Below are 24,280 nucleotides of genomic sequence, written 5' to 3'. Positions count from 1 at the left end.
TCGTGAGTTGTCGTTTCGCTCATGGCGCGCTCTCCTCTTTTCGGCCCTGTCGTTTCAATTAATTATAACAAAGGTCCGTCACGTTTTTACTCCGCTTTTGTCGCGTCTTCGGCGGGAGAAATGCGGAAAAGTGGCGTATAATCATATATTTGTAAGGAGAATTATTATGAAATTGATTTCAAATGGGTATGAATCGGTGTTTGGGGGCCGAGGGATGAAAAAATCGCTGCTGTTTGCGCTGATGCTGGGGGTGACGCTGCTGAGCGCCCTCAATCTGTTCGTAACCGTTTATTCTTACAACAAGCAGGAAGAGGCGATGAACTCCATGATGCGTTCCTACGTCATGGAACTGGCGGAAGGGTTTATCACTCCCTCCACGTCCTACTCCGTGTACAGCGAAAGGCGGGGCGGCACCTTTGGAGGACGCAGTCTGATGCATTTTCGTATGCTGTCCACGACTCCCGTCACCCGGGACGCGGAACAGGGCGGGGTGTTGATTCTGACGGAGGACAAACGCGTTCTCACCGCCTCCCCCGGCGCGGAAAAGCTGCTTCCTCTCTGGGAAGGAAACCTTGCCGCGAAGGGCCCGGTGGAGGTCCGCAGTTCCGACGGAAACAGCTATTACATGGCTGTCCGGGATCTGGGAGAGGGCCTTTACGCGCTGGCCGCCGTGTCGAAGTCTCACCTGCTGGAGCCCGTGACGGGATTCTGGCGTTTCGGCATGGTGGCAACCTCGGCCATATCAGGGGTGCTTCTGCTGGGAATGTTCTTTCTGTGGAAATATCTGGTGTCCCCCCTGCGGGGTATCGCGGAGGGAATTGCCAACATGAAATGGGGGAAGGAGCTTCCCGTTCTTCCCTCCGGGGCGAGCCTCTTCGAGATCGGGGCGCTGGTGCAGGCGATTCGGGAGCTGGCCCTGGGGGCTATCGCCAGAGAAGACCTGAAGGTTCGCTACATCGGCGACCTGGTGCAGGTTCAGGAGACGGCCCGGAAGCGTTTGGCCCGGGATCTTCATGACGGGCCGCTTCAGGGAGCTGTGGCGGTGGTCAAGCGGATTCAGCTCGCGCAGGAATCTCTGGATCCCGAAAAGGACGCCGCTTCCCGGGAGCAGCTCGCCGTGGCGGAAAGCGTCTCTCAGGAGGTGGCCGGCGAGATTCGCGGCTACTGTGACGAGCTGTCTCCCTCCTGGGTGAAGCTGGGGCTGAAAAGCGCCATGTACGAAAACGCGGACCGCCTGACCTCCGTTTATGGCGTCGAAATCGACCTCGGCATCGACAGGCTGGACGATGCGGCCTGCGAAAATCTTCCGGAAGAACATGTTTTGGCGCTTGTGCGAATTTTGCAGGAGGCGGTGTCGAACTCCGTCCGACATGGAGAGAGCAGGCATATCCGGGTCTCTCTTCAGAAGGAAGAACAGGAGGAAGAACGGGAAATCGGGCAGGAATCGGGGGAAAAAGCAGGAGAGTTTCATTTCGTCATTCAGGACGACGGGAGAGGTTTTGCCCGGGAAGTCCTGCTGGCCGATTCGGACTCGGACTACGAACACCTGCGCACGTCGGGACACAGGGGCCTGGCCAACATGCACGAAAGAGTCCGCCTTCTGCAGGGGTCGATGCGCGTGAAATCCGCTCCCGGAGAGGGATGTCTCATCGACGTTCGCTTTCCCGCCCATGCGCAGACAGGTATCACTTCTCGCCGCGAAGATTCTTGACGTAAGCCGACAGGAGCTCCGTTCTGGACGAGATGTTCATTTTGGCGAAAATGCGGGTGTTGTGGGATTTGACCGTGTTGACGCTCAGATGGAGCAGGCGCGCGATGTCCTCGGCGGAGTGTCCTTTCACGCAAAGGTCGAAAACCTTTTTCTCAGCGGGAGTCAGCAGCTTCACTTTTTCGGCGAACTCTTCCATCACCTTCTCAGAGAGCCTGTTGACCACCTTTTCCGTTCCGCTGACGCTCTTCAGGAACTCGATCAGGTCGTCGATTTCCTGAATGCGGGTTCCGCTTTCCGGTCCCCCGGAACCCTCCATCGTCCCCGCTTCCATGCCCGTGCGTATCGCGTCGAGGCCCTTCAGGAGGGGATCCAGATACCATTTGCTGAAGAAATAGGACGCCGCCACGCCCACGGCCAGCAGCGAGGCCGCGCACAGGGCGATTTTCAGGTTGCGGCTGGACACCGCGGCGTCCACGTCCGCCCTCGGCGTCAGGATGGCGAGGGCGAAATTTTTTCCCGCGAAGGGGGAGTCCGCGGAGTAGATTCGAACCTTCCGGTGCATTCCGGCGAAGGCCTCGTCCCGCCCCAGACGGTATTCCGTGTAGCCGTCTCCGCCGCTGACGAGAGGACCTTTACCGAGTCGGGGTTCGCCGACTTCGTTGTAGCGCCAGGAGATCAGGGCCTGGCTCATGTCGAGAACGCCGGCCTCCGCGGGAGCCAGAACGCAGAACGCGCTTTTGTAGGCTCCCCCCGCCGGCACGTAGGACATCCTGAACAGAATGTCGCTCACCTCGAAGCCGCAGACGCCGAACACCTTCCCCTGAGAGTCCGTCAGGGGCGCGCTGCAGAGCATCGCCCGGTAGCTGGAGCCTTTGATCGCTCCCGCCGGCTGCCAGTAATAGAGGTTTCTGGCCGCCCCGGACCTGTCTGTGGCGGCGCGCTGGGGGAGGTAATAGTAGTTTTCGCCTTCCACGTCGAACTCCATGGTCCACTGGGGGTCCAGAACGAGCCGCCGCCGGTAGGCGATGCGGGTGGAGCCCCGAAGGCACAGAATGGCCGGCGACGCGTCGCTGACGATGTTGGGCTCCCAGTTTTTGATGTAGAACCCCGCCCGGGAATAAAGCACGTCGCGCCCGTGGTTGCCGGCAGTGGAGTTCAGGATCAGGAACACTCCGCTGGCCCTGGCCACGCCGCAGGAGTAGAACAGGGGGTCATACAGGTCGTCGATGACGCTTTCCACAAGATCGGGACGGGTCGAAAGGTCCTCCGGAGCGGCTCCGGCCTTGGCCAGGTGGTCTTCGATGCTGCGGGAAAGCTGACGGGACAACTGCAGAGCGTGGGCCGAAATTTCTCCAAACTGCCGTTCGAGGGCGTGGGAAAGCTGATAAATTTCCGCGTCGAGAGCGCGTCGGTTCGCGGCGGTTTCCACGGAAAAATAGCCCGAAAGGAGAAGCACGCAGGTCACCGCCGCCGTCATCGTCATGACGAGCAGCAGGAAAAAGATGAAAAGCCGGGACCAGAGCGAGGCCCGAAACCCTTTATCTGGAAATGAAACGTTCATAATCTCCCGCCGTCGCCTTTGCGAAGGACGCGTCGTCCATCTCTTCAGAGCCCATCCCTTCGGAAGCGCTGTGGAAGCGCTCACGGGCCGTCGCGGCCGCCCGCCTCAGCCTCGTTTCGAAGGCGATCTCCATCTCGCCGAAGTTGTCCAGCAGTTTCGGCACGTGAAAGTCGTATTCCCTGTCCATGCGCGCCGTGAGGGCGAGAAATTTCCCGTGCAGCGAATCGGAGGCCGAGGGTTCAGAGGATTCAATGGAGGACATGATGGTTTGCATGGCCTCCCGGGTGACCGGCAGGTATCCGGTGGATCCGAGGTAGCGCAGGTTTTCTTCCGGCGCCGTGAGCCACCGGAGAAACAGAATGGCGGCCCGCTCCCGAAGCGGTGTGGATTTGAAAAGGCAGAACCCTCCGGCGCGCTGGATGGCCACGGGACGGCCCCCTCTATACACCGGGTAGGGGAGAATATCAAAGGACACGGGCTCTTTCGTGTTGTCCGGGTAGTTCATCAGGGTCGGCAAAAAAGTGATGGAGGCGGTCGTTCCCGTCCAGCAGACCACGAAACCCGCCTTGGCCAGGTCGGAGCCAAACCCGTCGTAGGTCGCCTCCCAGCCTCGGGCCATGGGGATGTAGGCGGCGTCCCATATTTTGCGGAAAACCGGCGAGGACAGGTTCATCGCAGGCCCGGAAAAAAATTCTTCCCCCAGCTGGGCAAAGCCGACCTGAGCGAAGTTGAAGGGGTTGTCGATGGAGAAAAATTCCAGACCGTCGCCGGGCGCGGGAGTTCTGGCGTTCGTCCATTCATAGTATTTTCGGGACGCCTCCACCAGCCCCTCCACAGTGGCCAGGTCTTCGAGACGCGTTCCGGTGGCGGCGGCAAATCGGTCGAAAAGGGTCCGGTTCACGAACAGGGCCTCGGTGGATTTCCCGATGGGGAAGACGTAGAGCCCTCCGTCCACCAGACGGCCTTCCTCAATGAAGCGGGGGATGAAGCGCGCCAGGTCCTCCCCGGAAAAATAATCGTCGAAGTTGACGAGCATGTTTTTCCGCACGAGAAGCACGGCGGATTTCGGGTAGGCGATGACGATGTCCGGCGGCTCCGGAGCGGCGGGGTCCCCTCTGGAGATCATTTCGAGTTTTTCGTGAAAGATCTCGTACTTCCCCACGGAGGTCACGTTGATGGTCACTCCCGTCTTCTGACCCACCGTGCGGTTGAAGCGCTCCACCGCTTCCGTCATGGCGTGGTGGGTCTGACCGCTGGGGTTGTGCCAGATGGTGAGCGCCACGGGGTTGTGAGGTCCCAGGGACTCCCCGCGCCGGGCAAGGTAAAAATATACCCCCGCCCCCAGAACGACGGCGATCCCCACGATTACAGCCACGAATTTGCCGGACGTGAATTTGGGCATGAATCTGTTCTCCCCGTGATACGCGTTTATTTCCAGTTCACAAGCGTAAGACCTTTCACCCTTTCAAAATGTCTGATGTTATTGGTGACGAGGGTATAGCCGCCCACCAGACAAAAAACGGCGATAAACAAATCGGCGTCGTCCATTACGAGGCCCGTTTTTCGATTTGTCGCAAATAACCGCGCAGCTTCATCCCAAATCGCGATATTCATTTCCCCTATGCCAAATTCCTGGCACATGCGATTGAAAGCGGCGATTTTCGCAACGGCGTTACAGGCAAAAAGCCCGCGTTTGATTTCATAATACGTTATCGGAGGTATTATAAAATCATTTCCCTTCGCTATTTCTTCAAAGTAATGATTAAAAACGGTCTCATCGTCTTTTAAAAGATATGAAACGATATTCGTGTCCAAAGCGAAAATTGTCATAAATCAACTTCACGCGTAATATTGACGCGCCTTTCTGCTATTTCGTCAAATTCAGGGCCCAGTGGCTCGTCCACGGAAGCTCGAATCTCCCTGCGAAATTCAGCGAGCGCGTTCAAACGTCGCAATATTTTCTGATCATCGCTCCCTTCGTCCAGGACCGTTATAATGATTTTCCGTCCTTCCGGAATAACCGGATTACCCACGGGTACAATTCTTCCCTTTTCACAGTAAGCCTGATACGTATGCATGACGATCCTCCCTCTTGTCCCTATTATCCCATAAAAAAGAGAACGCGAAAAAGGAAAACGCGAAGGGGAATGTCGATTTTTCGAGTTTTGAAAGAGGTTTGAGCTTCACTTCATACTAAAGTATGAGGCCGGTTTCATACTAAAATATGATTCATTTCATACCTGAAAAGGATGTCCCCTGCGTCATGTTACTCTAATATAAGCGCAATTTAGACTCTCATGAAAACAATAACAGGAATGACAAGGAGGCTTTTGAATGGCTAATTGTGCGAAGTGCGGGGCGGCGCTGCCCCCTGGAGCGAAGATATGCGATTATTGCGGTTCTGTTGTGGAGGTTCCCCGTTCCCCGTTTTCCGGCCCCGGCGGAGAGTTTCAGAGAGGGTTCGACTCCTCCGCGGGGGGAGTCCGGTTCAAAAGGACGTCCGTCGGCATGATGGTGATCTGCTGCCTGTGCACGCTGGGGCTGTACTACAGCATCTGGTACGTGCTGCGCCGGGAGTCCTTCAAGGCCCTGGACCCGGGACGCAAAAAAACCGGCGGAAAACTTTGGGGGCTTCTTGTCGTTCATATTTTGTATCTTCTTGTGACGATGGGCGCGAGGAACGATCCGGAGCTGGCCGAGGCGAGGGAGCCGATTTTTCTCTGCTTTACGGCGTTCGTGGTTTACGTCGCCTGGACCATGCGGGAGCTGCTCAGGAGCTACGCCGCGCGGGTGGCCCCGCAGAACGCTCTGGGGGCTCTTGTGGCGCCGTCGGCGCTGTGGACCGTGCTGTTCGGCCCCTTCTACCTGCAGTCGTCCATCAACCGCATGATCGATGCGCGCCTGCTGGAAGCGCGGCTTTAGAGGAGGTCCGGTGAGATGGCTCTGGTTCAAATTGTGGAGTTCGACAGCAGCATCGATCCGTCGGATATTTTCGCCTGGCGCTGGGTGGACCCCAAAAACCCCAAACGCAGCGACGAACTGGGCAACTGGACGCAGCTCATCGTTCAGGAGTCTCAGGAGGCCATCCTGTTCCGGGACGGGCAGGCGCTGGACCGCTTCGGTCCGGGGCGCTACACCCTGTCCACCGACAACATCCCATTCTTGGGCGTCTTCTGAACCTTCCCACCGGAGGGGAGTCTCCCTTCAAGGCCTCGGTGTGGTTCGTCAACAAAATGCACGTGCTGGACGTCAAGTGGGGGACGGCCCATCCCCTGCAGCTGCGGGATCCGGAGTACAAAATTCCCATTCCCGTCCGGGCCTACGGGCAGTTTGGCGTTCGGGTGGAGGACGCCCGGAAGTTCCTGATCAAACTGGTGGGAACGCGGCCTCAGCTCGACCGTGAGACGCTGGTTTCCGCCTTCCGGGGGCTGATCCTGAACCGCATCGGGGACCTGATCGCCTCCTATCTCGTAAAAAAGAAGATCAACATCTTCGAGGTCAGCGCCTACATGGGAGAGATGGCGGACGAGAGCGTGGAGCGTCTGAAGTCCGTTTTCGACGACTACGGCATCGATGTCCTGAACTTCTACGTGGGCTCCGTCAACGTCCCGGAGGACGACCCCGCCGTCGTGGAGATTCGGAAGGCCCTGTCCGACCGGGCCCGAATGGAGGTCGTGGGCTACGACTACCGTCAAATGCGCTCCTTCGACACCATGGAAAAACTGGCCGAGTCCGGAGGCGGCGGCGGAAATCCCCTCATGGGCGCGGGCATCGGGCTGGGCGTGGGCATGGGAACCGGCGGGGCCTTCGGGCAGATGGCCGGTCAGATGGCGCAAAATCTGAGCCTGGCCGGAACCCCCTCGCCTCAGTCCGTTCCGGAGGCCCAAAAATGTCCGCACTGCGGAAAACCTTACAGGGAAGGCGCCCGGTTCTGCTCCGAGTGCGGCAAGCCTCTGGCGCTCACCTGTCCAAAGTGCGGCGCGGTCATTGAGAGGGACGTGAAATTCTGCCCCGGCTGCGGAACCGCCCTGCAAAAAACCTGCGAGTGCGGAGCGTCCATTCCGCCCGGCGCGTCCTTCTGCGCCAACTGCGGCAAAGCGGTCAGTTAAAAATCGCAATCCGCTCTAAATCTGGAGGTGTCACATCATGGGAGTTCAGTTGAACAAATTCAGGCAGGCGTTCAATATCTTTTTGACTCTGGCGGCCGTATGCGTCGTCGCGGGTATTTTCATTTACTTCCTGACCACTCCGGAACAGCGTAACACCACGTTCTGGATCTCCATGGGGCTTCTGCTTTTTTCGGCGGTTCTGTCGGGGCTTTTCGCCGCCCGGATCGTCTACTCCGACTCCAGCCGTCAGCCGCCCCACACCTTTACGCAGCTCATGCTGGCGTGCCTTTATGTGGTGTTCGTCATCCTGGCGTCGGTGTTCAACGCCTTCGTCCAGATGAGCGTTCTCAGATATTTCCTGCTCCACGTGGCCGGCGGACTCGTCTTTCTTCTGCCCCTGCAGTTCATCAACATGGCGGCCCTCAAAAGCGGCGGGGCCCAACAAGTGGTTCGGGAGGCCAAAAACCGTCTGGGGGACGAATCGGCCCGAGTGAACGACCTTCTGTCCCGCTTCGGCGCCCGGCCCGATATGGCGGGCGCTTTGACGCCCCTTCGCAAACTGGCCGACAACCTCCTGTACTCCGAGCCAACCCAGGCCTCGAAAGGCGTGGAAGCGGCGCTGACTCGGACTCTGGACGAGGTTCAGGTCAAAGGGGAGCTGCTGCTGTCCGCTTCGGGCGAGGAAACATCGGCCCGGCTGGACGACCTTATTCGGGCGGCGGTGGAGGCCGACAGGGCGCTGAAGGCCCGCAACGAGGCGATTCTCCGATCGAAGTGACCCGAAAAAATAACCAAAAAAAAGACGCAGGGGAGGGGTGAACGTGAAAAAATTCAAAGCGGCGCCGGGGGTCTTAATGTGTATCTGGCTCCTGACCAATATTTTCTCCGTCAATATTATGCCCGCGGCCGCCTCCGTTTCTCTGGGAGACTGGGGAACGCCGGAGCCCTCGGACAAACGGGAGTGGACGATTCTCATTTATATGGACGGAGACAACAACCTGGAATTTCAGGCGCTGTACCATATGAGAAATCTGGAGCAGGGTCTTGCGGAGGCGAAGGGCAAAGTGGATGTGGCGGTACTGCTGGACCGGGCTCAGGGCTTCGAAGCCGGTCTGGGGGACTGGACGGGGGCCCGGGCGTATCACATCCGGCCGTCGAAAGGCCCCGACGCCCCGGAGGGAGAGCTTCGGGAGCTGAACTCGGAGCTTCTGGCGGACTGCGGCGAGCTGGACATGGCCTCGCCCGCGACTCTGGAGGCCTTTATCCGCGCCGGTCTCGAAAAATACCCCGCCCCCAAAGTCGCGCTGGTGCTCTGGAACCACGGGGGAACCTGGATCGGGCTTCTGGATGATCAGGACGACGGAAAAGGAAACCAGACCCTCATGAGCCTGGAGCAGTTCCAGGGCGTTCTGTCCCGCGTTTCGGGCCTGTTCCCCGGCGGCAGAGCGGACCTTTTGGTTTTCGAGATGTGCCTGATGGGTCAGGCCGAGGTCGCCGCCGCCTGTGCGCCCTTCGCCCGGTATATGCTGGCGGCCCCCACTCCGGTGTCGGCCCTGGGCATGGACTACGTGAGCGCCCTGTCCCTCTTCGCCCGCGGAGACAAAACGGACAGGCTGGCGGTGAATCTTCTGAAGAACGGAACCCGTGGGCTGAGTTACAGAAAGGACTGGTCCATCACCGCCTGTGACCTGTCCAGGGCCGACGAAATGACGGCGGCCTTCGGGGCTCTGGCGAAAGCTCTGTCCGGCCGGATGTCGGAGGAATGGGACGCGGTCACCCGCACGGCCTTCTACACTCAAAACTACGGAGGACGAAGCGACTATACCGCCGGTCGGGGGGCCTTCAGCAGCGTGGACGCGCTGGACTGGCTGGCCCGGATGAAAGAAACCCTGAAAAATCCGCCCCTGAAGGAGATCGAGGCGGCGGAGGCTGCGATAAAATCCATGATTCTGGCCACGGAGAACGGACCGGGATTCCCCGGCGGGCGGGGGCTGTCCATTTACGTTCCGCTGCGGGAGGACAACGTGATCCCCCGATACGAAGACACCGACTTCAACCAAAAGACCGGCTGGCTGACCGCCCTGTCGAACCTTCATAAATTTCAGAAAAAAGAGGGTATGGAGGCCCCCGAGGTGACGGAGGTGGAGTTCGGAAATCCCGTTCTGAAGGCCGGCGTGAAGACGGTCAAAAGCGGAGCGGACCTTTCGATCACTCCCTCGGATTCGGTGGTTCCCCTGTCGGGCCGGGACGCGGACAACGGAAGCTGGGTCAGGCTGGTCATAGAGGGGAAATACATTCTCTGGGCTCAGATGGGCATGTCCATGTCGGACTCCGGCGACCCCAACGGAGAGTACACCACTCTGACCCGCAGCATCCTCATGGACGAGGCGCTGGACCCGGAAAGCCTGCAAAAGAGGGCCGAAGCGGCATCCGATGAGATTCTGACGCCTGTTTTCAAAGACGGGCGAAACGAGCTGGCCTATCAGGTGGGCGGCATGGCTCACCGGTTCTCCAACGGAGAAAAAAGCGTTCTCGTTACGGCGGAGTTTCTGGACCTGAGCGACTCGAAGCACTTCATCGTCAGGGGAACTTATTCCGACTCGGAGACGAATGGCGAACTGCCCGTGGAGGTGAAGGTCAACACGGAGTTTTACAGCATCGAAAGCATGACCGCCGTCGTTCCCGGCGAGTGGGAGGGAAGCACGACCTTCGCGGTGACTCCCATACCGGGAGGCGTGTTCCGCCCCACTCTGGAAAAACGAACCGGCGACGGCGAGGTCCGGAAGGTTCCCGGGGAGGAGCTCGTCTGGAAAGAGGGCGTCAGTGTGATCCTTGAGCTGATTCCCGAGGGCCGGTACATGAAAATCGCCGGAATGGCGGAGTCTCTTGGAGGAACCGGCGCGGAGCGGATGAGCCGCCCTGTGGCGGTGAAGGCCAACCCCAACATCACCCCCTGGCTGGAGGTGACCAACAGGGAGGGGCTCGCGAAACTGCCGGGCCGCTACGCCGTGGCCGCGGGAGTCCCCCGGCGGGACGATGAAACGCTCATCATCGCCCCCACGGGAAGCGTCCTCGAAATCAAACTGGGGCCTTACCCCAATGGCGGCGAGAACCTGATCGCCATTCAGCAGACGCCGGGTGAAGAGGATATGACCTTCTATCTCAACTGGGAGCAGGAAGGCGTGCCCTTTCTCAGCCGTTTCCAGTGGAACGACTCATGGAAAGGTTTTTCCCTGGCGGACCGCAATTTCGCGGTGCTGGTCACGGACGAAACCGGATACGTCTGGAAAATGTTCGACGCCTTCAATCTGTCTCCCGTCGTGCTGGTTCCAATCTCCGATCAGCTGTTTTCCGCCCGGGTGCTGGAAGGAACATGGACAGGAAAAGATAACAGTTCCTTCATCTTTTCAGGCGGTCGATTCGAGTACAGGAGCGCGACGGGAAAGAACCTCGCGGGCCGGTACGCGGTGCGGGACAGCCTGGTGATGGTGACGCCGGACGGGCAGCAGTCCGCTCTGCCGGGGTTTGCCTTCATTCCTGAGGGAGATTCTCTGGTGCTGACGTTTTTGGACAGCGGGAAGTCGATGATCTACGACCGGGCGGAACAGCAAAAGCCGGTGATACGCCCCCGTCCGTCCGCTCCTCCTCAGCCGCCGGTTCCGCAGCAGGTAAGTCTGGACGGGGTGTGGGGGGCGATGGTGAACGGCCAGCAGTGGGTGATGCAGTACCAGGGCAACCGGTATCAGGGCTGGATCAACGGAATGCCCGCCGAGGCTGGAATCTTTCAGATTCAGGGCAACATGATGGTTGGTCAGACGACCACGGGAATGGCGTTCTCCAACTTCTTCCAGATGGCCCCCGACGGCAGTATGTTCCAGATCACAGCTCCCAACGGGTTCTCCATCGTTTACCAGAGGATGCAGTAAAAAACATTACTTTTCACACTTTTGTAACATGCAGGTGACGTTTCTCTGACAATTTTGCGCTCCGGTTCCCCTATTCTGAGGCCGGAGCGTAAATTGAGACAGGCAGGGGAGGTTGGGAAGCAATGAAGCGAGTTGCGCGTTTCGCGGCGGCGTTCACCGTCGTTTGGGCTCTGTTCTCTCTGGCGTCACAGCCCGCCGGAAGTCTGGCGGCTTCCATCGAGATCGAGGAAAATCTGGACGGTTACAGGGCCGCCGCCGAAAAAGGGGATCGGGAAGCTCAGTACAAAATGGGTCGGGTCTACTTCGACGGCTATCACAAGGGCATTCCTCAGGATTACGCGAAGGCTCTGGAGTGGTTTACCAAAGCGGGGGAGCAGGGTCACGTGGACGCTCAGATCAAGGTCGGGGTCCTGTACTACAACGGGCAGGGCGCGGCTCAGGATTACGCCAAAGCGGCGGAGTGGTTCCGGAAGGCCGCCGACCAGGGCAACGCCGCGGCTCAGGAGAACATGGGGATCCTGTATCGCAATGGATGGGGAGTTCCGAAAGACCCCGCTCAGGCGGCGGAATGGTTCCGCAAAGCGGCGGAGGGCGGGAACGCCAGCGCTCAGGACACGCTTGGGGCGATGCTCCGGGAGGGCGAGGGGATCCCAAAGGACGAAGCCCAGGCCTTCGAGTGGTTCCGGAAATCGGCGGAACAGGGAAACAGCGGCGGACAGCTGGACCTGGCCGTGATGTACTACAACGGGCAGGGCGTGGCTCAGGACAAAGCCAGGGCGGCGGAGTGGTTCCGGAAGTCCGCGGAGCAGGGAAACCGTCTGGCTCAGTACAACATGGGCATTTTGTGCGAGGACGGCAACGAGGGCGTTCCGAAGGACGAGACTCAGGCGCTGGACTGGTACGAAAAGTCGGCGGAACAGGGTTTCGAGAAGGCCCTCAAAAAAGTGGAAGAGCTCAAAAATCGGGGCGTCATGAGCCCGAGGGCCTTTATTGACCTTTGCGGAATCGGAGACCTGTCGGCGATTAAAAAGGCTCTGGACGCGGGAATGGACGTCAACATCCGGACGGAGGGCGGGAATTTCGCCACGCCCCTGGAGGCCGCCCTGGGCAGCGCCCTTTCCTCCGGAAACGCGGAGGTTCTGAGGCTTCTCGTGGAGCGCGGAGCGGACGCATCGTATCAGCGCGATAAATTTCTGATGGCCCTTTTCGACCCTGAGGAGGAACTGTATAAAAACGTCACCGGTGAGATCGTGACCCTTCTGGTCCGGGCCGGCGCTTCTCCCAATCCGGAGCTGGACGGAGACGGAACGACCCTTCTCATGGGCATTGTTCAGGTGGAGCACGCCAGAGCTCCGGAGCTGGTGGAGTTCCTGCTGGACGCGGGAGCCGACGCCGCGGCGAAAGATCAGGAGGGAAAAACGGCTCTGGACTACGCTCTGGAGAACGGCGTTCTGGACGGTACGAAGGCCCTGGAGCGGCTGAAGGAAGCGTCAGGCTGGAAAGAACCTGTCCAGCCGCCGGCAACACCTCCTCAGCCTCCGATAACGCCCCCGCAGCCGCCGATTACCGAGAAACCGCCGATTATTCCGCCGATGCCTCAGCCGCCGATTCCGCAGCAGGTGAGTCTGGACGGGGTGTGGGGGGCGATGGTGAACGGCCAGCAGTGGGTGATGCAGTACCAGGGCAACCAGTATCAGGGCTGGATCAACGGAATGCCCGCCGAGGCTGGAATCTTTCAGATTCAGGGCAACATGATGGTTGGTCGGACGACCACGGGGATGGCGTTCTCCAACTTCTTCCAGATGGACCCCAGCGGCAGCATGTTCCAGATCACAGCCCCCAACGGGTTCTCCATCGTTTACCAGAGGATGCAGTAAGGCTGTGAAATGGCGGCGTTGGTGACGGCTCTCTTATCGCTGGTCCTGATTGGCTTTCTTTGCGTAAGATACTGCCGGACGCGGTCCCTGGAGGCGGAAAGCAATCTTTGTGTCTGGCCGGGGGCGCTGTCCGTGCTGCTTGTGATCTTCGTTTTCCTCGCGTTTTTTCCGGAATGGGAGGTGAAAAACGCGAACCGGACGGCGGCGGCTCTGATATGCGGCCTGTTTGGACTGCTTTTGCTGCCTGCGGGGCTGCTGCCGGTCTGCAAGTCGTTTCTGAAGCGGAGGAAATGCACGCGACTCGCGCCGGGGAAAGTGGTGTCCTTCGAAAGATGGGAGGAACGCGTCTTCGACCCGGATAGCAGAGTCGAAACTCTGTACGTCCTGCACACGCCCGTCGTCGAATACCGCGTCGGCGGGGAAATCTTCACCGCCTCCACCGAAATTTTCGGCGCGGGGGAACACTCGAAGCGCGTCGACGAGCGGGGCAAAGTTCTCCTTGACCCCGGACTGACCGAAGGATGTTGGGTGAATGTTTTTTACAATCCCGACGACCCCTCCGAAGCGGCCTGGGAGACGCGCATGAAAGGGGAAGCGGTAATGGCCGCGATCGGCGCGGGTTTGATCGTCATCGGGCTCGTAATTTTGGAATAGAGCCGCTATAAAAAACCGGAGGTGAAGGGAAATGAGACGGAGAAAATTCTTTGCGGCCGGAGTTCTGCTTTTGACGGCGATGCTTTTCGGCGCGGAGACGAGCGAGGCGGCGTGGAAAAAGCCGCAGGCGAAGACGGCGGCAAAGCCGGAAGGACTGATGATTCGGACGGTACAGATTCCGGACCCTCAAATGAGCGATATTCCCGCCGCCAGAGCGGCCCTGCCGGAGGGATGGAAGCTGACGAAGAGCGACGTTCTGTGGAACTTCAACATGATCTCGGACCCGGCCCACGTGTTGATTGAAATCGAAAAATCAACGGACGGAGCCCGTTTCGGAATGGTGTCTCCGATCCATTTCATAGCCCCCGGCCCGTATTCGCAAGGACTGGGTCTTTTGGTGAAGCAGCCGGTAAGTCCGGAGGACTATATCCGGGAACTTCTGAACGGCGACAGGACGCTGTCCGACGTCAGCGTGACGAAGGTTTCGAAACCTCAGGCGATAGCCGAAGCTCTGGAGAAGACGGCCGCTGTGATGAACCAGCAGGGCATCGAGGAGGCGACGCGCCGGGGGTTGAGGAACCCCGCCAATCGACAGACGGTCGCCGACGTGGCGCTTGTGGATTTTACCTGCCTGAAGGACGGTCGCAGACAGGAAGGCGGGATGATGGTTGGCATCTTTTACGTCCGGATAGACGGCGGTTCCGTGATGTGGAACACGACGAATATGTTTGCCGTCGCCGCAGACGAAGGGAAGCTCCGCGCCTGTGAAAGGGAATTCGCGGCGATAATGGCCAACACGTCCATCAACCCGGCCTGGGAGGAAGTCCGAGGGCAGGTGACGAACTACCTTCAGCAGCAGAATATCCGGGCGCAGGAAGCGCAAATAAGGATAAACGACGCGGCTTTGCAGCGCCAGATTCAGGATACCTATAATTATATATCGAAAAACCGGCGCGAGGTGCTGGACAATCAGGCGGACAGCGCGTCGCGCATAAGCCGGGGCTGGACGGATACGATCACCGGCACGGACCGGTGGAGCGGCAGCGGCGAGTCCTACAGCGCGCCCACGGGCTATGACTATGGCTGGCGAAGCTCCGACGGCAACACCTACTACACCAGTGACTCCGGCTTCGACCCCAACCACTCGTCGAACTTCTCCGGCGACTGGACTCCAATGCAAAAAGTCCCCTGGTGAAACGCGTTTCTATGAATTTGAATTTGCAGAGTTCTTCGATTAACTGATCCAACATCCTGTCCGTGATATTCAGCGGTTCTTTCACTTTGTCCGTATTACTTATGCGTGATTCACCTTCTCTTTCGATGGCTCGTTTTTAGTTCATCACACACTTTATTTTACAGAGTCGATGCCAAATCAACTCAATGCAGCCTCATGTCAGATCGTTTCATCTTGTCCACAAACTCACAGCAACAGGCCACCATCGCTTCAAAAAGAACTTTGCCGTCCTCTGCGGTACTCATTAATGGGTCGCCTAAACAACCCTGTTTTGAGACATGCGTCATATCTGTATAAATGTCTTGAATAGTTCCTCCAATCAACGTTTCACCGATATCTGTAAGCGTAAACGCTTCCCATTGCTGATTAATATCGGAAGGTCCTACGTAATCTGCGCGAATATCGTCTGGAAAAAGATAACGGACTACCGCATCCACCATTCCGCCGCCATGTTTATTGTTTACTGCTTTTTCTCCGTAAACTTCCGTCAGTAATTCCTTTGTAAAACTTCTCCAAATAGTTATTTTCCCCATGATAACGCCGAATTCACGCCGTATATCACGTCCAATCCACTCCAAAGTTCCATTGTTGCCTCCATGACCATTGACTAAAAGGAGTTTGGTGGCGCCATGCTCTATCAGACACTCGATCACGTCATGTAAAAGGCCATAAAGTGTCATCGGCGATAAAGAAATAGTACCCGGAAATTCACGAAAATATTCAGAACAACCAAATGGAATGACAGGGATTACGTAAGCGTCGGAACGTCGAGCCGTTTCACGGGCCACTTCCGATGCAATCAGGTAGTCGCCGACTATAGAATGAGGCCCCTGTACCTCCATTGAGCCTAAAGGGAGCAGAATTACAGGATCGGTCTCAAAAATTTGCTTGCAATCTTTCCACGTCAAATGCTGGAGTTCTCTTTTCCCGTCAGGCATAATCACTATCTCCTAATTCAACAATATAGAACACACTTTACTTCGTGTCCATCTTCGGCCTTCACAACGGGAACATCCGCGTCGGAACACCGTTTTGTCACGTAAGAGCAGCGCGGCGCAAAACGACAGCCGGGTTTTGGATTGACAGGGTCTGTCACTTCTCCGATAATAATGCTTTTCATGCGATGTTCCGGCTTGATACTTGGTCTTGGAATAGCGCTCAACAGAGCTTTTGTATAAGGGTGAAGCGGATTTTGAAACAAAAGCGGCCCAGAGGTATATTCGACGCACTGCCCCAAATACATCACCATTATATTTGTGCTCAAGTGCCTGACAACACTTAAATCATGCGTAATAAACATGTAGGTCAGGCCCATAGTATCCTGCAATGACATCAACAAATTAAGTATTTGCGCCTGAATAGAGACATCCAAAGAAGACACTGGCTCGTCACAAACTATGAATTCAGGATTGACGGTCAGGGCCCTTGCGATACCAATGCGCTGGCGACGCCCTCCATCGAGTTCGTGAGGATATGCATTCCGTAGTCGTGATGAAAGCCCTACAAGCTTCATGAGGTAATCGACTCTTTCTGTGCGCTCTTTATGGTCAGTTCCTATGCCGCAGACGATCATGGGTTCTTCGATGATTGCGCTGACAGTCATACGTGGGTTTAGAGAAGCATACGGGTCTTGAAAGATGATCTGAAGTTTTTTCCGCATCTCTTTCAGTTCGCTCTGGCTCAGCCTGAGGAGATCCTGCTCGTTATAAAAGACCTGTCCGCCTGTGGCGGGAATCAGGCGAATCATCACACGGCCCAGCGTACTTTTCCCGCAGCCTGATTCTCCTACAACGCCGAGAGTTGTGCGTTTGTCGATGGTCAGGTTGATATCGTCCACCGCGTGCAATTGTCCTTTCGGTGTGCTGAAGTATTTTTTCAGACCGGTTGTCTGAATAAGGTGCGACTGGCTCATTCTCTGTTTCCTTCTCTCGCATCTTGTTTTGTGTAAAGGTGACAGCGAATGGAATGACTGCCTTTATGCCACAACTGAGGCTCCTGCACAGAACAAATCGGCAGAGCATCCGGGCATCGCTCGCAAAAAGCGCAACCCTCGCGTTTGATGGTAGGGTCGGGCATCATCCCGGCAATAGGTTTAAGCCACTTTTCCTGCGCGTCAATCATTGGGATGGAGCCAAACAGTCCGATTGTATAAGGATGATGGCAATCGCTTTCAAATATATCGAACGTTGTTCCCATTTCAACGATAGCCCCCGCATACATAACCGCCACCTCATCGCACGTCTGAGCGACCACGCCAAGATCGTGTGTAATGAGCAAGATAGATGTTCCCAATTGAGCTTTTAACTCATTCATCATTTCAAGAACCTGCGCCTGTATCGTCACGTCCAAAGCGGTTGTCGGTTCGTCGGCTAATAACAGCATCGGACGGCAAGCCATCGCGATAGCTATGACGATACGCTGTTTCATCCCGCCGGAAAACTGATAGGGGAACTCATATTTTCTACTGGGAGAAATTCCAATGAGTTTCAACATGTCATCGACGCGATTCGCGCGCTCTTCCTTTGACATCGAACGATTGTGAAGTAAAAGCATTTCTTCAATTTGATCGCCCACGGGCAGCAAAGGATTAAGCGATGTCATCGGATCCTGAAAGATCATGGACACGACTTCGCCTCTCAGGTCCCGCATCCGTGCTTCAGAAGCCGCGATTACATCTATACCGGTAAGCTGGATACGCCCCTGCGTAATAACGCCGACCCGTTCAGGCAGCAAACGCATAATACTGAGCGCCGCAGACGTTTTTCCAGCGCCGGTTTCTCCGACTAAACCCAGCGTTATGCCTTTCTTCAGGCGTAAATTGAGTCCGTTAACCGCAAAAACTGTATTTTCATCTGACCGATACTCCACATGAAGGTTCTCGATCTCAAGCAGCGTATCCTCCATCATGCCCTGGAACACCCCCTAATTTCTGAGCTTGGGATCAAGCGCGTCGCGTAAGCCGTCTCCTATGCGGTTGAACGAAAAAACGGTCAGCATGATCGCAACACCTGGAGGGATGACCAAAAAAGGATGTGTACGCATATAGGCTCGAAGATCGGAAAGCATGGAACCTAATTCTGGCGTCGGAGGCTGAATGCCAAGCCCGATGAAGCTGAGCCCGGCAATGCTCAGAATGATGCTTCCCACTTGAAGAGTCGCCTGAACAATAATAGGCCCCAGAACGTTAGGCAGGATATGTTTTAATATAATTCGGCTGCTGCTTGTTCCGAAAGCGGCGGCAGCTTCAATGTACTCTTGATTTTTGATCGGCAGCACAGCGGCGCGCACCACTCGCGAAAATTGCGGCATCCGTGACAACGTGAGCGCCACCACGAGGTTAGGGACACTGGAACCAAGCGCGGCAACAAAACAGATGGCAAGAATGATGCTGGGAATAGCCAGCATGATATCCATGATACGCATGAGTATTTCGTCAACTTTGCCGCCGAAATAGCCGGCCACTGCTCCGATGAAGCCGCCGGTCGCCAGGGAGCAAACGACTGTAATCAGGCCAACGCTGAGGGATACGCGGCTTCCGTATATGATACGGGCAAAAATGTCGCGGCCATAATTATCTGTGCCGAGCCAATGCCTGGATGATGGAGGTAAAAGGCGGTTGCCAGCCGATATTGCCGTCACTTTCGAATAATCAATGAATACACCCGCCGAAAGAGACGCCAATATCAGGATGAACATCAAAATCAATCCTACCATGGCAAGTTTGTTTTTTTTGTATCGATGCCAGACGGAATACCACAGGCTGCGACCAGCGCTGGATGACGGAGAGGATACGGGAAATATATTATCCACTTTTTTCGTCTCCCAGCAATAAAGGTTTTCTAATACGTGTACGTGCGATTTGGCTGAAACGCGCTTTAAGGCGCGGATCGATGAAGGTGTACAGAACATCTGTGAACAGATTGATAAGTCCGCCCGTAACAGCGATGAACATTACGGCAGCCATCACTGATGGGGTATCTTTCTGTTTAACGCCGGTAACTATGAGAGTGCCCAGACCTGGAAGTCCAAAAACGCTCTCCGTCACCACAGAACCTCCAAGAAGTGAACCAAATTCCAGACCAATAACAGTGACTATAGAGAGTAGGGCATTGCGCAACGCGTGTTTGAAGATAACTCTTAAAGGGCGCGCGCCCTTGGCTTTTGTCGTTCTTATGTAATCCTGCCGTATTTCTTCGAGCATTGTCGAGCGCGTCATGCGCAGAAGCAAAGCGAAGGTATTGCAGGAAAGGGCAATACACGGCAGGATGAAGTGCTTGAACGTGGCGCTGCCAGAGGACGGAAGCCAACCGAGAAATTGAGAAAACACGAGAAGCAGCATTAAACCGAGCCAAAAAGTTGGGATAGACGTAAATACCATTGAAACAACCATACTGATATTATCGACAAGACTGTATTGCCTGACAGAAGATAGTATCCCGAGGGGGATACCGAGAACGACGGCGAGAATTATTGCGCCGACGGCTACCTTCAGTGTTGTGGGAAATCGGCTGATGACTTCCTTGAACACAGGAATTTTAGTTCGGTAGGAATTTCCAAAATCTCCGTGCAGCCCATTGAAGATATAACGGCCATACTGGATGAAGAGTGGGTCATTCAGCCCCATCTTATTACGTAACGCATCCACTTCCTCTTGTTTGGCTTCTTCACCCAGAATCATCCGGGCTGGATCGCCGGGGGTCAGGCTCATCACTAAAAAGACAACAAGCGAGATCCCAATTACAACTGGTATCATCATCAAGAGACGTTTACCAATATACAGAATCATTGCATTCCTCACAACGAATAAAGATTATTATACAGAGTGCGCCATTCAGCGCACTCTGTTACATAAATGCTTGTTCCATGGAGAAAAAAGCTGGAAAATACTTAACCACCGTACAATGGTGTTTAATAACTGTAATCCCAGAAATAATAGTTTGTAGTTGGGCTCGTTTGGACGCCTTTAAGATCAGGGTTTGCAGCAATATCACGGTTATTTCCGCTGAAAGGAACGCAAGCATAATAATCCTGAACGGCCTGAACATAATTGAGATACACTTTATTGCGCTCCGGACCGCTTTCCGTAATACGTCCGCGTTCAATCCACTGGTCGATTTCAGAATTGACAGTATTAGTGAAATTACCGCCTCCTTTGGCATTAGCACTATAAAATTTGGAAGCATACAAATCCGCATCAAGGGCGTTAGACACAAGCGCCCATACTGTCAATTCATAGTCCGTTTTGGCAATGACTTTTTCATTCCATGCGGCGCGTTCCATAATGTCAACTTCTAAAGTGATTCCAATCTCCCTGCAGGCTTCCTGGAGGACGACAGAAGGTTCACTGTACTGCGGCGCGTCAATGGTTGGCATAGCAATAGTGATGCCATTGGGATAACATTCTTTCACCAGAGCTTTCGCTCGTTCGATGTTGAGCGCCGGCGCTTTAAAATCCCTGGGAAATTCCGGGAGCACAGGAAGCATCGCAGCTTCCACAGGCGTCCATTCATCATTATAGCAAATAGCCGAAATCGCCTGACGGTCTACAACGAGAGAAATAGCTTCGCGCATTCTGATATCCGACATGATCTTCCCCTGAGTGTTGAAAGAATAGATCAGAATTGCAGCGCTGGGGCCTCGGTAATGCGACAGCTTTGGATTTCCATCAAGCGTCGCAATTTCTGCAGTATTCATATTGTCGTTGAGGTCGACTTCACCATTTTCAACAGCAATGAGCGCGGTTGAGTTGTCGGCGATAAATACAAATGCGCCCTGCGGAATACTGGCTTTACCGCGCCAATAATCTGTAAAAGCTTCCATATCGATCCGCTCGCCCGACACCCAGTTCTTAAAAACGTAAGCGCCCGTTCCCATAGGGTTGCGCGCGAGAAAATCCTCGCCGTTTTTTTCCACATACGCTTTTGAAAGGATCGCCGTGTTGAGCGTGGCTAAGCAAGTGATAATCGGTGTGTAAGGGTTTTTTAGGTTAATTTTGACATTTTTGTCATCGATTTTCTCTACACTCGCGATATTACCCACATAAGTGCCGTTAAAACCAGTTGTCAAAGAACGATTGATGGAATAAACGACATCATCCGCGCTCATTGAAGAACCATCATGAAACTTGACCCCCTCGCGAAGTTTTACTGACAGGGACATTTTGTCGTCAGTAAATGTGTAAGATTCGCATAGGGCCGGAACAATTTTCCCACTTGATTCACAGCGAAACAGGGATTCGTAAATCTGATACTGCGGGAGCTGAGGGTCTCCGTTTCCCGCTGTCCTGTGAGGATCAAGCGTATCAGGTTCCGTTTTTGTGCGGAACACCACACTCGTCTTTTTTGTCTCCGTCGTTGCGGTTGCTGCATTGCCTGAAATGGCAAAGCCGCATACAAAAATCAGAGAGAATAACACAGCTGTCACAATAATTTTGGTCGATAATCTGCGGATGCCCATGCGCTGTTTTCCTCCTTATCTTAATCACATATTCCCGGTTCAGACGGTGATTTATCGTGTATGATGGCGATACTTAATCATAACAAAGAGAATTTGTCAAATTCGAGATTTGTTTATCTTATTCGTCTGTGATAATGTCCTCCTGTAATTTATAAACGAAATTGCATTCTAAAAGTTATAATAGTTACCACCGCGACCCATAAGCTGAAAGCCTTGTTCCGGTCAATCGCGAACAAACAGGAAAAAAGCTGTTCAACGCGGCGGTCATGCGGGATTGTGAAGAGGAGGCTCCGTCATGAAAAGCAAACAATGGCTGTTCGTGTTTCTGTTTATATGGGCGGTTTTGTCCTCGGGCGCGACGCGGCAAGCATACGCCCTGACGCCGGAGGATCTTCAGATGGCGAAAAATGGCGACATTGAAGCGATGATAGCGGCGGGTAAGGCTTATTACGAGGGCAAAGACGTCCAAAAGGACACGAAAGCAGGAGCGGAGTGGCTTTTAAAGGGAGCCCAGCTTCAATCGCAGGCGGCGTTTGATGAGCTTTTTCGTCTTGCAAACACCGACGACGGAGGAGAGGCCAGTTTCGCCGCCGCGCAGATGTTTTCCCGGATGTATGATAAGTTGAGTTTCCATCACGGGCCCGGTACTAACAGTAAGCTGGATCCGGAGGATTTGCGAATCGCCAATCTGGCGATAAAGTATACGGCCCGCGCGGTTGAACTGGAAGGAGACGCGATTATCCCGCGTATCACCGCCTTCGCCGGGGAAAAGTTCGGGCCTGTTATGGCGGGCCTGGGCAGGGCTTATCACGAGGGGAAGAAAATTCCCAGGGACACGAAAACCGGAGCCGGTTGGCTTCTGAAGGGAGCACAGCTTCAATCGCAGGCGGCGTTTGACGAGCTTTTTCGCCTTGCAAATACCGACGACGGAGGGGAAGCCTGTTTCGTGGTGGCACAGCACTTCTCTAAAACATGGGAAAAGAATATGGAAGATATGGCAACAGGCTGGGAGGTGGCAGATTACATTACTCGTGCAATCAAAAAGGATGGTGAAAAAATCCTCCCCGACATCGTGGCTTATTGCGGAGAAACAAACGCCGCCGTTATGACCGGCCTGGGCAGAGCACTTTACACGGGTGAAGGAGTTCAGAAAGACCGGCAGGCCGGGATCAGGTGGCTGTTACAGGGAGTCGAACTTAAATCCCAGCTGGCTTTCAGCGAACTTCTGCATTTGGCGGACAGGGACGATGGAGGCGAAGCCAGCCTCGTCGTCGCCGGTATCCTCTGCGAGCCACGGGAACCTTTGCGTTATAATCCCGAGTGGGAGTACAGGACGGGTTGGCACACTATAGACCCTAAAGATCCTTTCATCCTCACCGGAGTCATAAAATACGCAACGCGAGCCATAAAACTGGAGGGTGACCCGATAGTTCCCCGCCTTGTCGATTTGTGTGCAAAAACAAAAAACGGAGCCCTTATGACAGTAGTGGGCGCCTTCTATTACGAGGACAGCAAAAACCTGCCCCAAAACAAAATGCGAGGAGTGACGTATCTGCTCGATGCATACAAGAGCGGTTATAAGAAGGCGGAAGAGCTTATTAGAAAATATGCGTCCGAGAAGAACGCGCCGGAAGCCAGTTTCGTATTGGGAGAAATTATCGCCGGGGGCGGCAGGGAAGACGCAGCAATCGAGTATTTCCAGAAAGCGTTCAGTTCAAATGACCCGGAAATACTTCAGAGGGCTCTGAATATAATTTCCGCACAACAACCTGCCGCGCCAATTCTGATGTATCTGATGAGTGAGAAATATTTGCAGTCTTCCGCTCCGGAAGAACAGAAAAAGGGCGTGGATTTTCTGTTGGAAGCGCATCATAAGGGCGTGAGCAAAGCGGCCTCCCTTCTGCTGAAATACGCTCAAAATGGCCAGCCCGACGCGGAATACATGTATGGGCGATTAATGTACGAATCTGTGGACCCGTCGTCCAAACAGTACGGCAACCAGCTCAGGGGCGCGGCCCAATGGTTCGAAAAGGCCGTTCAGCATGGAAACCAGGAGGCGCGCAAACCGTTGGACGAGATTCACCGCATCCAGCGGAACATTGTAATACGCAGGACGATATATATAGGGCTTGCGGTCGTGCTGATCGCCGCGGTCGGGTTCTATTACTTCAAAGAAATCCGTCCTCTCGCCCGCGCTGAAGAAGAAGCGGAAAGACTTGATGCCCTGGGAACTGCCGTGGATCGCAGTGAACCAGCCGTGCCGACGGACGTGGAAACGAAAAGAGAAAATATCACGGCGAAAGGAGAAAAGTGAAAGCGACTGCGCAGCAGAGCGGTCCGGGTTACATCTGCGGGCTGATCGGTCTGATTTGTTCCATTGCAAGCATTTTTGTGATGACGTTGGTGTTTGCTCCGCGAGGTTGGGATATCTGTTGATGCATTAAAAGAGGTATAAAATGGAAATAAGAAGAATTGTGGAAAAACTTGACGATGCCTGGCAGGATGTTTCTCTGACCTGGAGGGACGACCTCGCCGCCAGATTCAAAAACGTGGTGATCGATACGCTGGGAGAGTCTTTACGAAAGATTGAAAAACTCGACGCCGCCCTGGAGCAGGCCATGGAGACGGCATCGAGGGAGTCAGATAGACTGTCGTCAGCGCTGGATTTGAACGGAAGCGTCATGGAAAAATACGGGAAAAACGTCGAAGAAAGAGCGTCGCGCCTTTTGAAGTTATAAGCCATACAAAGAGA

General features: G+C 55.2%; 20 protein-coding genes and 1 pseudogene. 11 read left to right on the top strand and 10 right to left on the bottom strand.

Going from position 1 to position 24,280, the window contains the following annotated elements; genetic code table 11:
- The first annotated feature begins 214 nt into the window (after positions 1 to 214).
- Positions 215 to 1,711: a histidine kinase gene (locus LBR61_10005; GenBank protein MDR1732409.1), complete on the top strand. Its 1,497-nt coding sequence runs from the start codon at positions 215 to 217 to the stop codon at positions 1,709 to 1,711.
- On the opposite strand, the gene LBR61_10000 is transcribed toward LBR61_10005, so the two are convergent.
- From LBR61_10000 to LBR61_09985, 4 genes are read right to left on the bottom strand one after another with little or no spacing between them, the layout of a single operon-like run.
- Positions 1,686 to 3,272 (bottom strand): helix-turn-helix transcriptional regulator, encoded by a 1,587-nt coding sequence (locus LBR61_10000; protein ID MDR1732408.1) that lies wholly within the window; start codon positions 3,270 to 3,272, stop codon positions 1,686 to 1,688. The two genes, LBR61_10005 and LBR61_10000, sit on opposite strands and share 26 nt — an antisense overlap.
- Positions 3,250 to 4,674, bottom strand: a complete 1,425-nt coding sequence (locus tag LBR61_09995; protein MDR1732407.1) for an extracellular solute-binding protein — start codon at positions 4,672 to 4,674, stop codon at positions 3,250 to 3,252. The genes LBR61_10000 and LBR61_09995 overlap by 23 nt, the downstream gene beginning before the upstream one ends.
- Before the next feature lie 26 nt (positions 4,675 to 4,700).
- Positions 4,701 to 5,102: a PIN domain-containing protein gene (locus tag LBR61_09990; protein MDR1732406.1), complete on the bottom strand. Its 402-nt coding sequence runs from the start codon at positions 5,100 to 5,102 to the stop codon at positions 4,701 to 4,703.
- Positions 5,099 to 5,350, bottom strand: coding sequence for a hypothetical protein (locus tag LBR61_09985; protein ID MDR1732405.1), 252 nt, complete (start codon positions 5,348 to 5,350; stop codon positions 5,099 to 5,101). The genes LBR61_09990 and LBR61_09985 overlap by 4 nt, the downstream gene beginning before the upstream one ends.
- A 256-nt stretch (positions 5,351 to 5,606) precedes the next feature.
- On the opposite strand from LBR61_09985, the gene LBR61_09980 reads away from it, so the two are divergent.
- From LBR61_09980 to LBR61_09945, 8 genes and pseudogenes are all read left to right on the top strand, one after another.
- Positions 5,607 to 6,194, top strand: a complete 588-nt coding sequence (locus tag LBR61_09980; GenBank protein ID MDR1732404.1) for a DUF4234 domain-containing protein — start codon at positions 5,607 to 5,609, stop codon at positions 6,192 to 6,194.
- Positions 6,195 to 6,209: 15 nt separating this feature from the next.
- Positions 6,210 to 6,940 (top strand): annotated as a pseudogene (locus LBR61_09975) (SPFH domain-containing protein).
- A gap of 159 nt (positions 6,941 to 7,099) precedes the next feature.
- Positions 7,100 to 7,381, top strand: a complete 282-nt coding sequence (locus LBR61_09970; GenBank protein ID MDR1732403.1) for a zinc-ribbon domain-containing protein — start codon at positions 7,100 to 7,102, stop codon at positions 7,379 to 7,381.
- A gap of 37 nt (positions 7,382 to 7,418) precedes the next feature.
- A complete protein-coding gene (locus LBR61_09965) occupies positions 7,419 to 8,159 on the top strand; it encodes a hypothetical protein (protein ID MDR1732402.1) in 741 nt (246 codons plus the stop codon).
- Positions 8,160 to 8,202: 43 nt separating this feature from the next.
- Positions 8,203 to 11,307: a hypothetical protein gene (locus LBR61_09960; protein ID MDR1732401.1), complete on the top strand. Its 3,105-nt coding sequence runs from the start codon at positions 8,203 to 8,205 to the stop codon at positions 11,305 to 11,307.
- A gap of 122 nt (positions 11,308 to 11,429) precedes the next feature.
- Complete coding sequence (locus tag LBR61_09955; GenBank protein MDR1732400.1) at positions 11,430 to 13,184, top strand: hypothetical protein; 1,755 nt, start codon at positions 11,430 to 11,432, stop codon at positions 13,182 to 13,184.
- Positions 13,185 to 13,193: 9 nt separating this feature from the next.
- On the top strand, positions 13,194 to 13,838 hold the full coding sequence (locus LBR61_09950) for a DUF3592 domain-containing protein (GenBank protein MDR1732399.1): 645 nt from the start codon (positions 13,194 to 13,196) through the stop codon (positions 13,836 to 13,838).
- Between the two features lie 31 nt (positions 13,839 to 13,869).
- Entirely contained in the window at positions 13,870 to 15,033 is a 1,164-nt protein-coding gene (locus tag LBR61_09945) for a hypothetical protein (protein MDR1732398.1), read from the top strand.
- Between the two features lie 182 nt (positions 15,034 to 15,215).
- On the opposite strand, the gene LBR61_09940 is transcribed toward LBR61_09945, so the two are convergent.
- The 6 genes from LBR61_09940 to LBR61_09915 form a co-directional block, all read right to left on the bottom strand.
- The gene (locus LBR61_09940; GenBank protein ID MDR1732397.1) at positions 15,216 to 16,010 is read right to left on the bottom strand and encodes a creatininase family protein; all 795 of its coding nucleotides are present in this window, start codon (positions 16,008 to 16,010) and stop codon (positions 15,216 to 15,218) included.
- A 17-nt stretch (positions 16,011 to 16,027) separates the two neighbouring features.
- Positions 16,028 to 16,984 carry an ATP-binding cassette domain-containing protein gene (locus tag LBR61_09935; GenBank protein MDR1732396.1) on the bottom strand — a complete coding sequence of 319 codons (957 nt, stop codon included), beginning with the start codon at positions 16,982 to 16,984 and terminating at the stop codon, positions 16,028 to 16,030.
- On the bottom strand, positions 16,981 to 17,979 hold the full coding sequence (locus tag LBR61_09930) for an ABC transporter ATP-binding protein (protein ID MDR1732395.1): 999 nt from the start codon (positions 17,977 to 17,979) through the stop codon (positions 16,981 to 16,983). The genes LBR61_09935 and LBR61_09930 overlap by 4 nt, the downstream gene beginning before the upstream one ends.
- Positions 17,980 to 17,994: 15 nt before the next feature.
- A complete protein-coding gene (locus tag LBR61_09925; GenBank protein ID MDR1732394.1) occupies positions 17,995 to 18,873 on the bottom strand; it encodes an ABC transporter permease in 879 nt (292 codons plus the stop codon).
- Position 18,874: 1 nt separating this feature from the next.
- Positions 18,875 to 19,858, bottom strand: coding sequence for an ABC transporter permease (locus LBR61_09920; protein ID MDR1732393.1), 984 nt, complete (start codon positions 19,856 to 19,858; stop codon positions 18,875 to 18,877).
- 122 nt (positions 19,859 to 19,980) lie between these two features.
- On the bottom strand, positions 19,981 to 21,528 hold the full coding sequence (locus tag LBR61_09915; GenBank protein MDR1732392.1) for an ABC transporter substrate-binding protein: 1,548 nt from the start codon (positions 21,526 to 21,528) through the stop codon (positions 19,981 to 19,983).
- Between the two features lie 295 nt (positions 21,529 to 21,823).
- Between LBR61_09915 and LBR61_09910 the strand changes: the two genes are divergently transcribed.
- Positions 21,824 to 23,842, top strand: coding sequence for a hypothetical protein (locus LBR61_09910; GenBank protein ID MDR1732391.1), 2,019 nt, complete (start codon positions 21,824 to 21,826; stop codon positions 23,840 to 23,842).
- Positions 23,843 to 23,984: 142 nt separating this feature from the next.
- On the top strand, positions 23,985 to 24,266 hold the full coding sequence (locus LBR61_09905; protein MDR1732390.1) for a hypothetical protein: 282 nt from the start codon (positions 23,985 to 23,987) through the stop codon (positions 24,264 to 24,266).
- The last annotated feature ends 14 nt before the right edge of the window (positions 24,267 to 24,280 follow it).

This window comes from Synergistaceae bacterium (genome assembly GCA_031272035.1).
Lineage (GTDB): Bacteria > Synergistota > Synergistia > Synergistales > Aminobacteriaceae > JAISSA01.
The sequence above is the reverse complement of the archived record's forward strand: the minus strand, read 5'-3'. Positions and strand labels throughout refer to the sequence as shown.

Bases quoted from the DNA above. Each gene is read 5' to 3' on its own strand.
- LBR61_09995 (MDR1732407.1), bottom strand. From the start codon at position 4,674: ATGCCCAAATTCACGTCCGGCAAATTCGTGGCTGTAATCGTGGGGATC.
- LBR61_09985 (MDR1732405.1), bottom strand. From the start codon at position 5,350: ATGCATACGTATCAGGCTTACTGTGAAAAGGGAAGAATTGTACCCGTG.
- LBR61_09920 (MDR1732393.1), bottom strand. From the start codon at position 19,858: ATGATTCTGTATATTGGTAAACGTCTCTTGATGATGATACCAGTTGTA.
- LBR61_09905 (MDR1732390.1), top strand. From the start codon at position 23,985: ATGGAAATAAGAAGAATTGTGGAAAAACTTGACGATGCCTGGCAGGAT.
- LBR61_09950 (MDR1732399.1), top strand. From the start codon at position 13,194: ATGGCGGCGTTGGTGACGGCTCTCTTATCGCTGGTCCTGATTGGCTTT.
- LBR61_10005 (MDR1732409.1), top strand. From the start codon at position 215: ATGAAAAAATCGCTGCTGTTTGCGCTGATGCTGGGGGTGACGCTGCTG.
- LBR61_09970 (MDR1732403.1), top strand. From the start codon at position 7,100: ATGGCGCAAAATCTGAGCCTGGCCGGAACCCCCTCGCCTCAGTCCGTT.
- LBR61_09990 (MDR1732406.1), bottom strand. From the start codon at position 5,102: ATGACAATTTTCGCTTTGGACACGAATATCGTTTCATATCTTTTAAAA.
- LBR61_09930 (MDR1732395.1), bottom strand. From the start codon at position 17,979: ATGATGGAGGATACGCTGCTTGAGATCGAGAACCTTCATGTGGAGTAT.
- LBR61_09965 (MDR1732402.1), top strand. From the start codon at position 7,419: ATGGGAGTTCAGTTGAACAAATTCAGGCAGGCGTTCAATATCTTTTTG.
- LBR61_09915 (MDR1732392.1), bottom strand. From the start codon at position 21,528: ATGGGCATCCGCAGATTATCGACCAAAATTATTGTGACAGCTGTGTTA.
- LBR61_09955 (MDR1732400.1), top strand. From the start codon at position 11,430: ATGAAGCGAGTTGCGCGTTTCGCGGCGGCGTTCACCGTCGTTTGGGCT.
- LBR61_09935 (MDR1732396.1), bottom strand. From the start codon at position 16,984: ATGAGCCAGTCGCACCTTATTCAGACAACCGGTCTGAAAAAATACTTC.
- LBR61_09910 (MDR1732391.1), top strand. From the start codon at position 21,824: ATGAAAAGCAAACAATGGCTGTTCGTGTTTCTGTTTATATGGGCGGTT.
- LBR61_09980 (MDR1732404.1), top strand. From the start codon at position 5,607: ATGGCTAATTGTGCGAAGTGCGGGGCGGCGCTGCCCCCTGGAGCGAAG.
- LBR61_09940 (MDR1732397.1), bottom strand. From the start codon at position 16,010: ATGCCTGACGGGAAAAGAGAACTCCAGCATTTGACGTGGAAAGATTGC.
- LBR61_09945 (MDR1732398.1), top strand. From the start codon at position 13,870: ATGAGACGGAGAAAATTCTTTGCGGCCGGAGTTCTGCTTTTGACGGCG.
- LBR61_10000 (MDR1732408.1), bottom strand. From the start codon at position 3,272: ATGAACGTTTCATTTCCAGATAAAGGGTTTCGGGCCTCGCTCTGGTCC.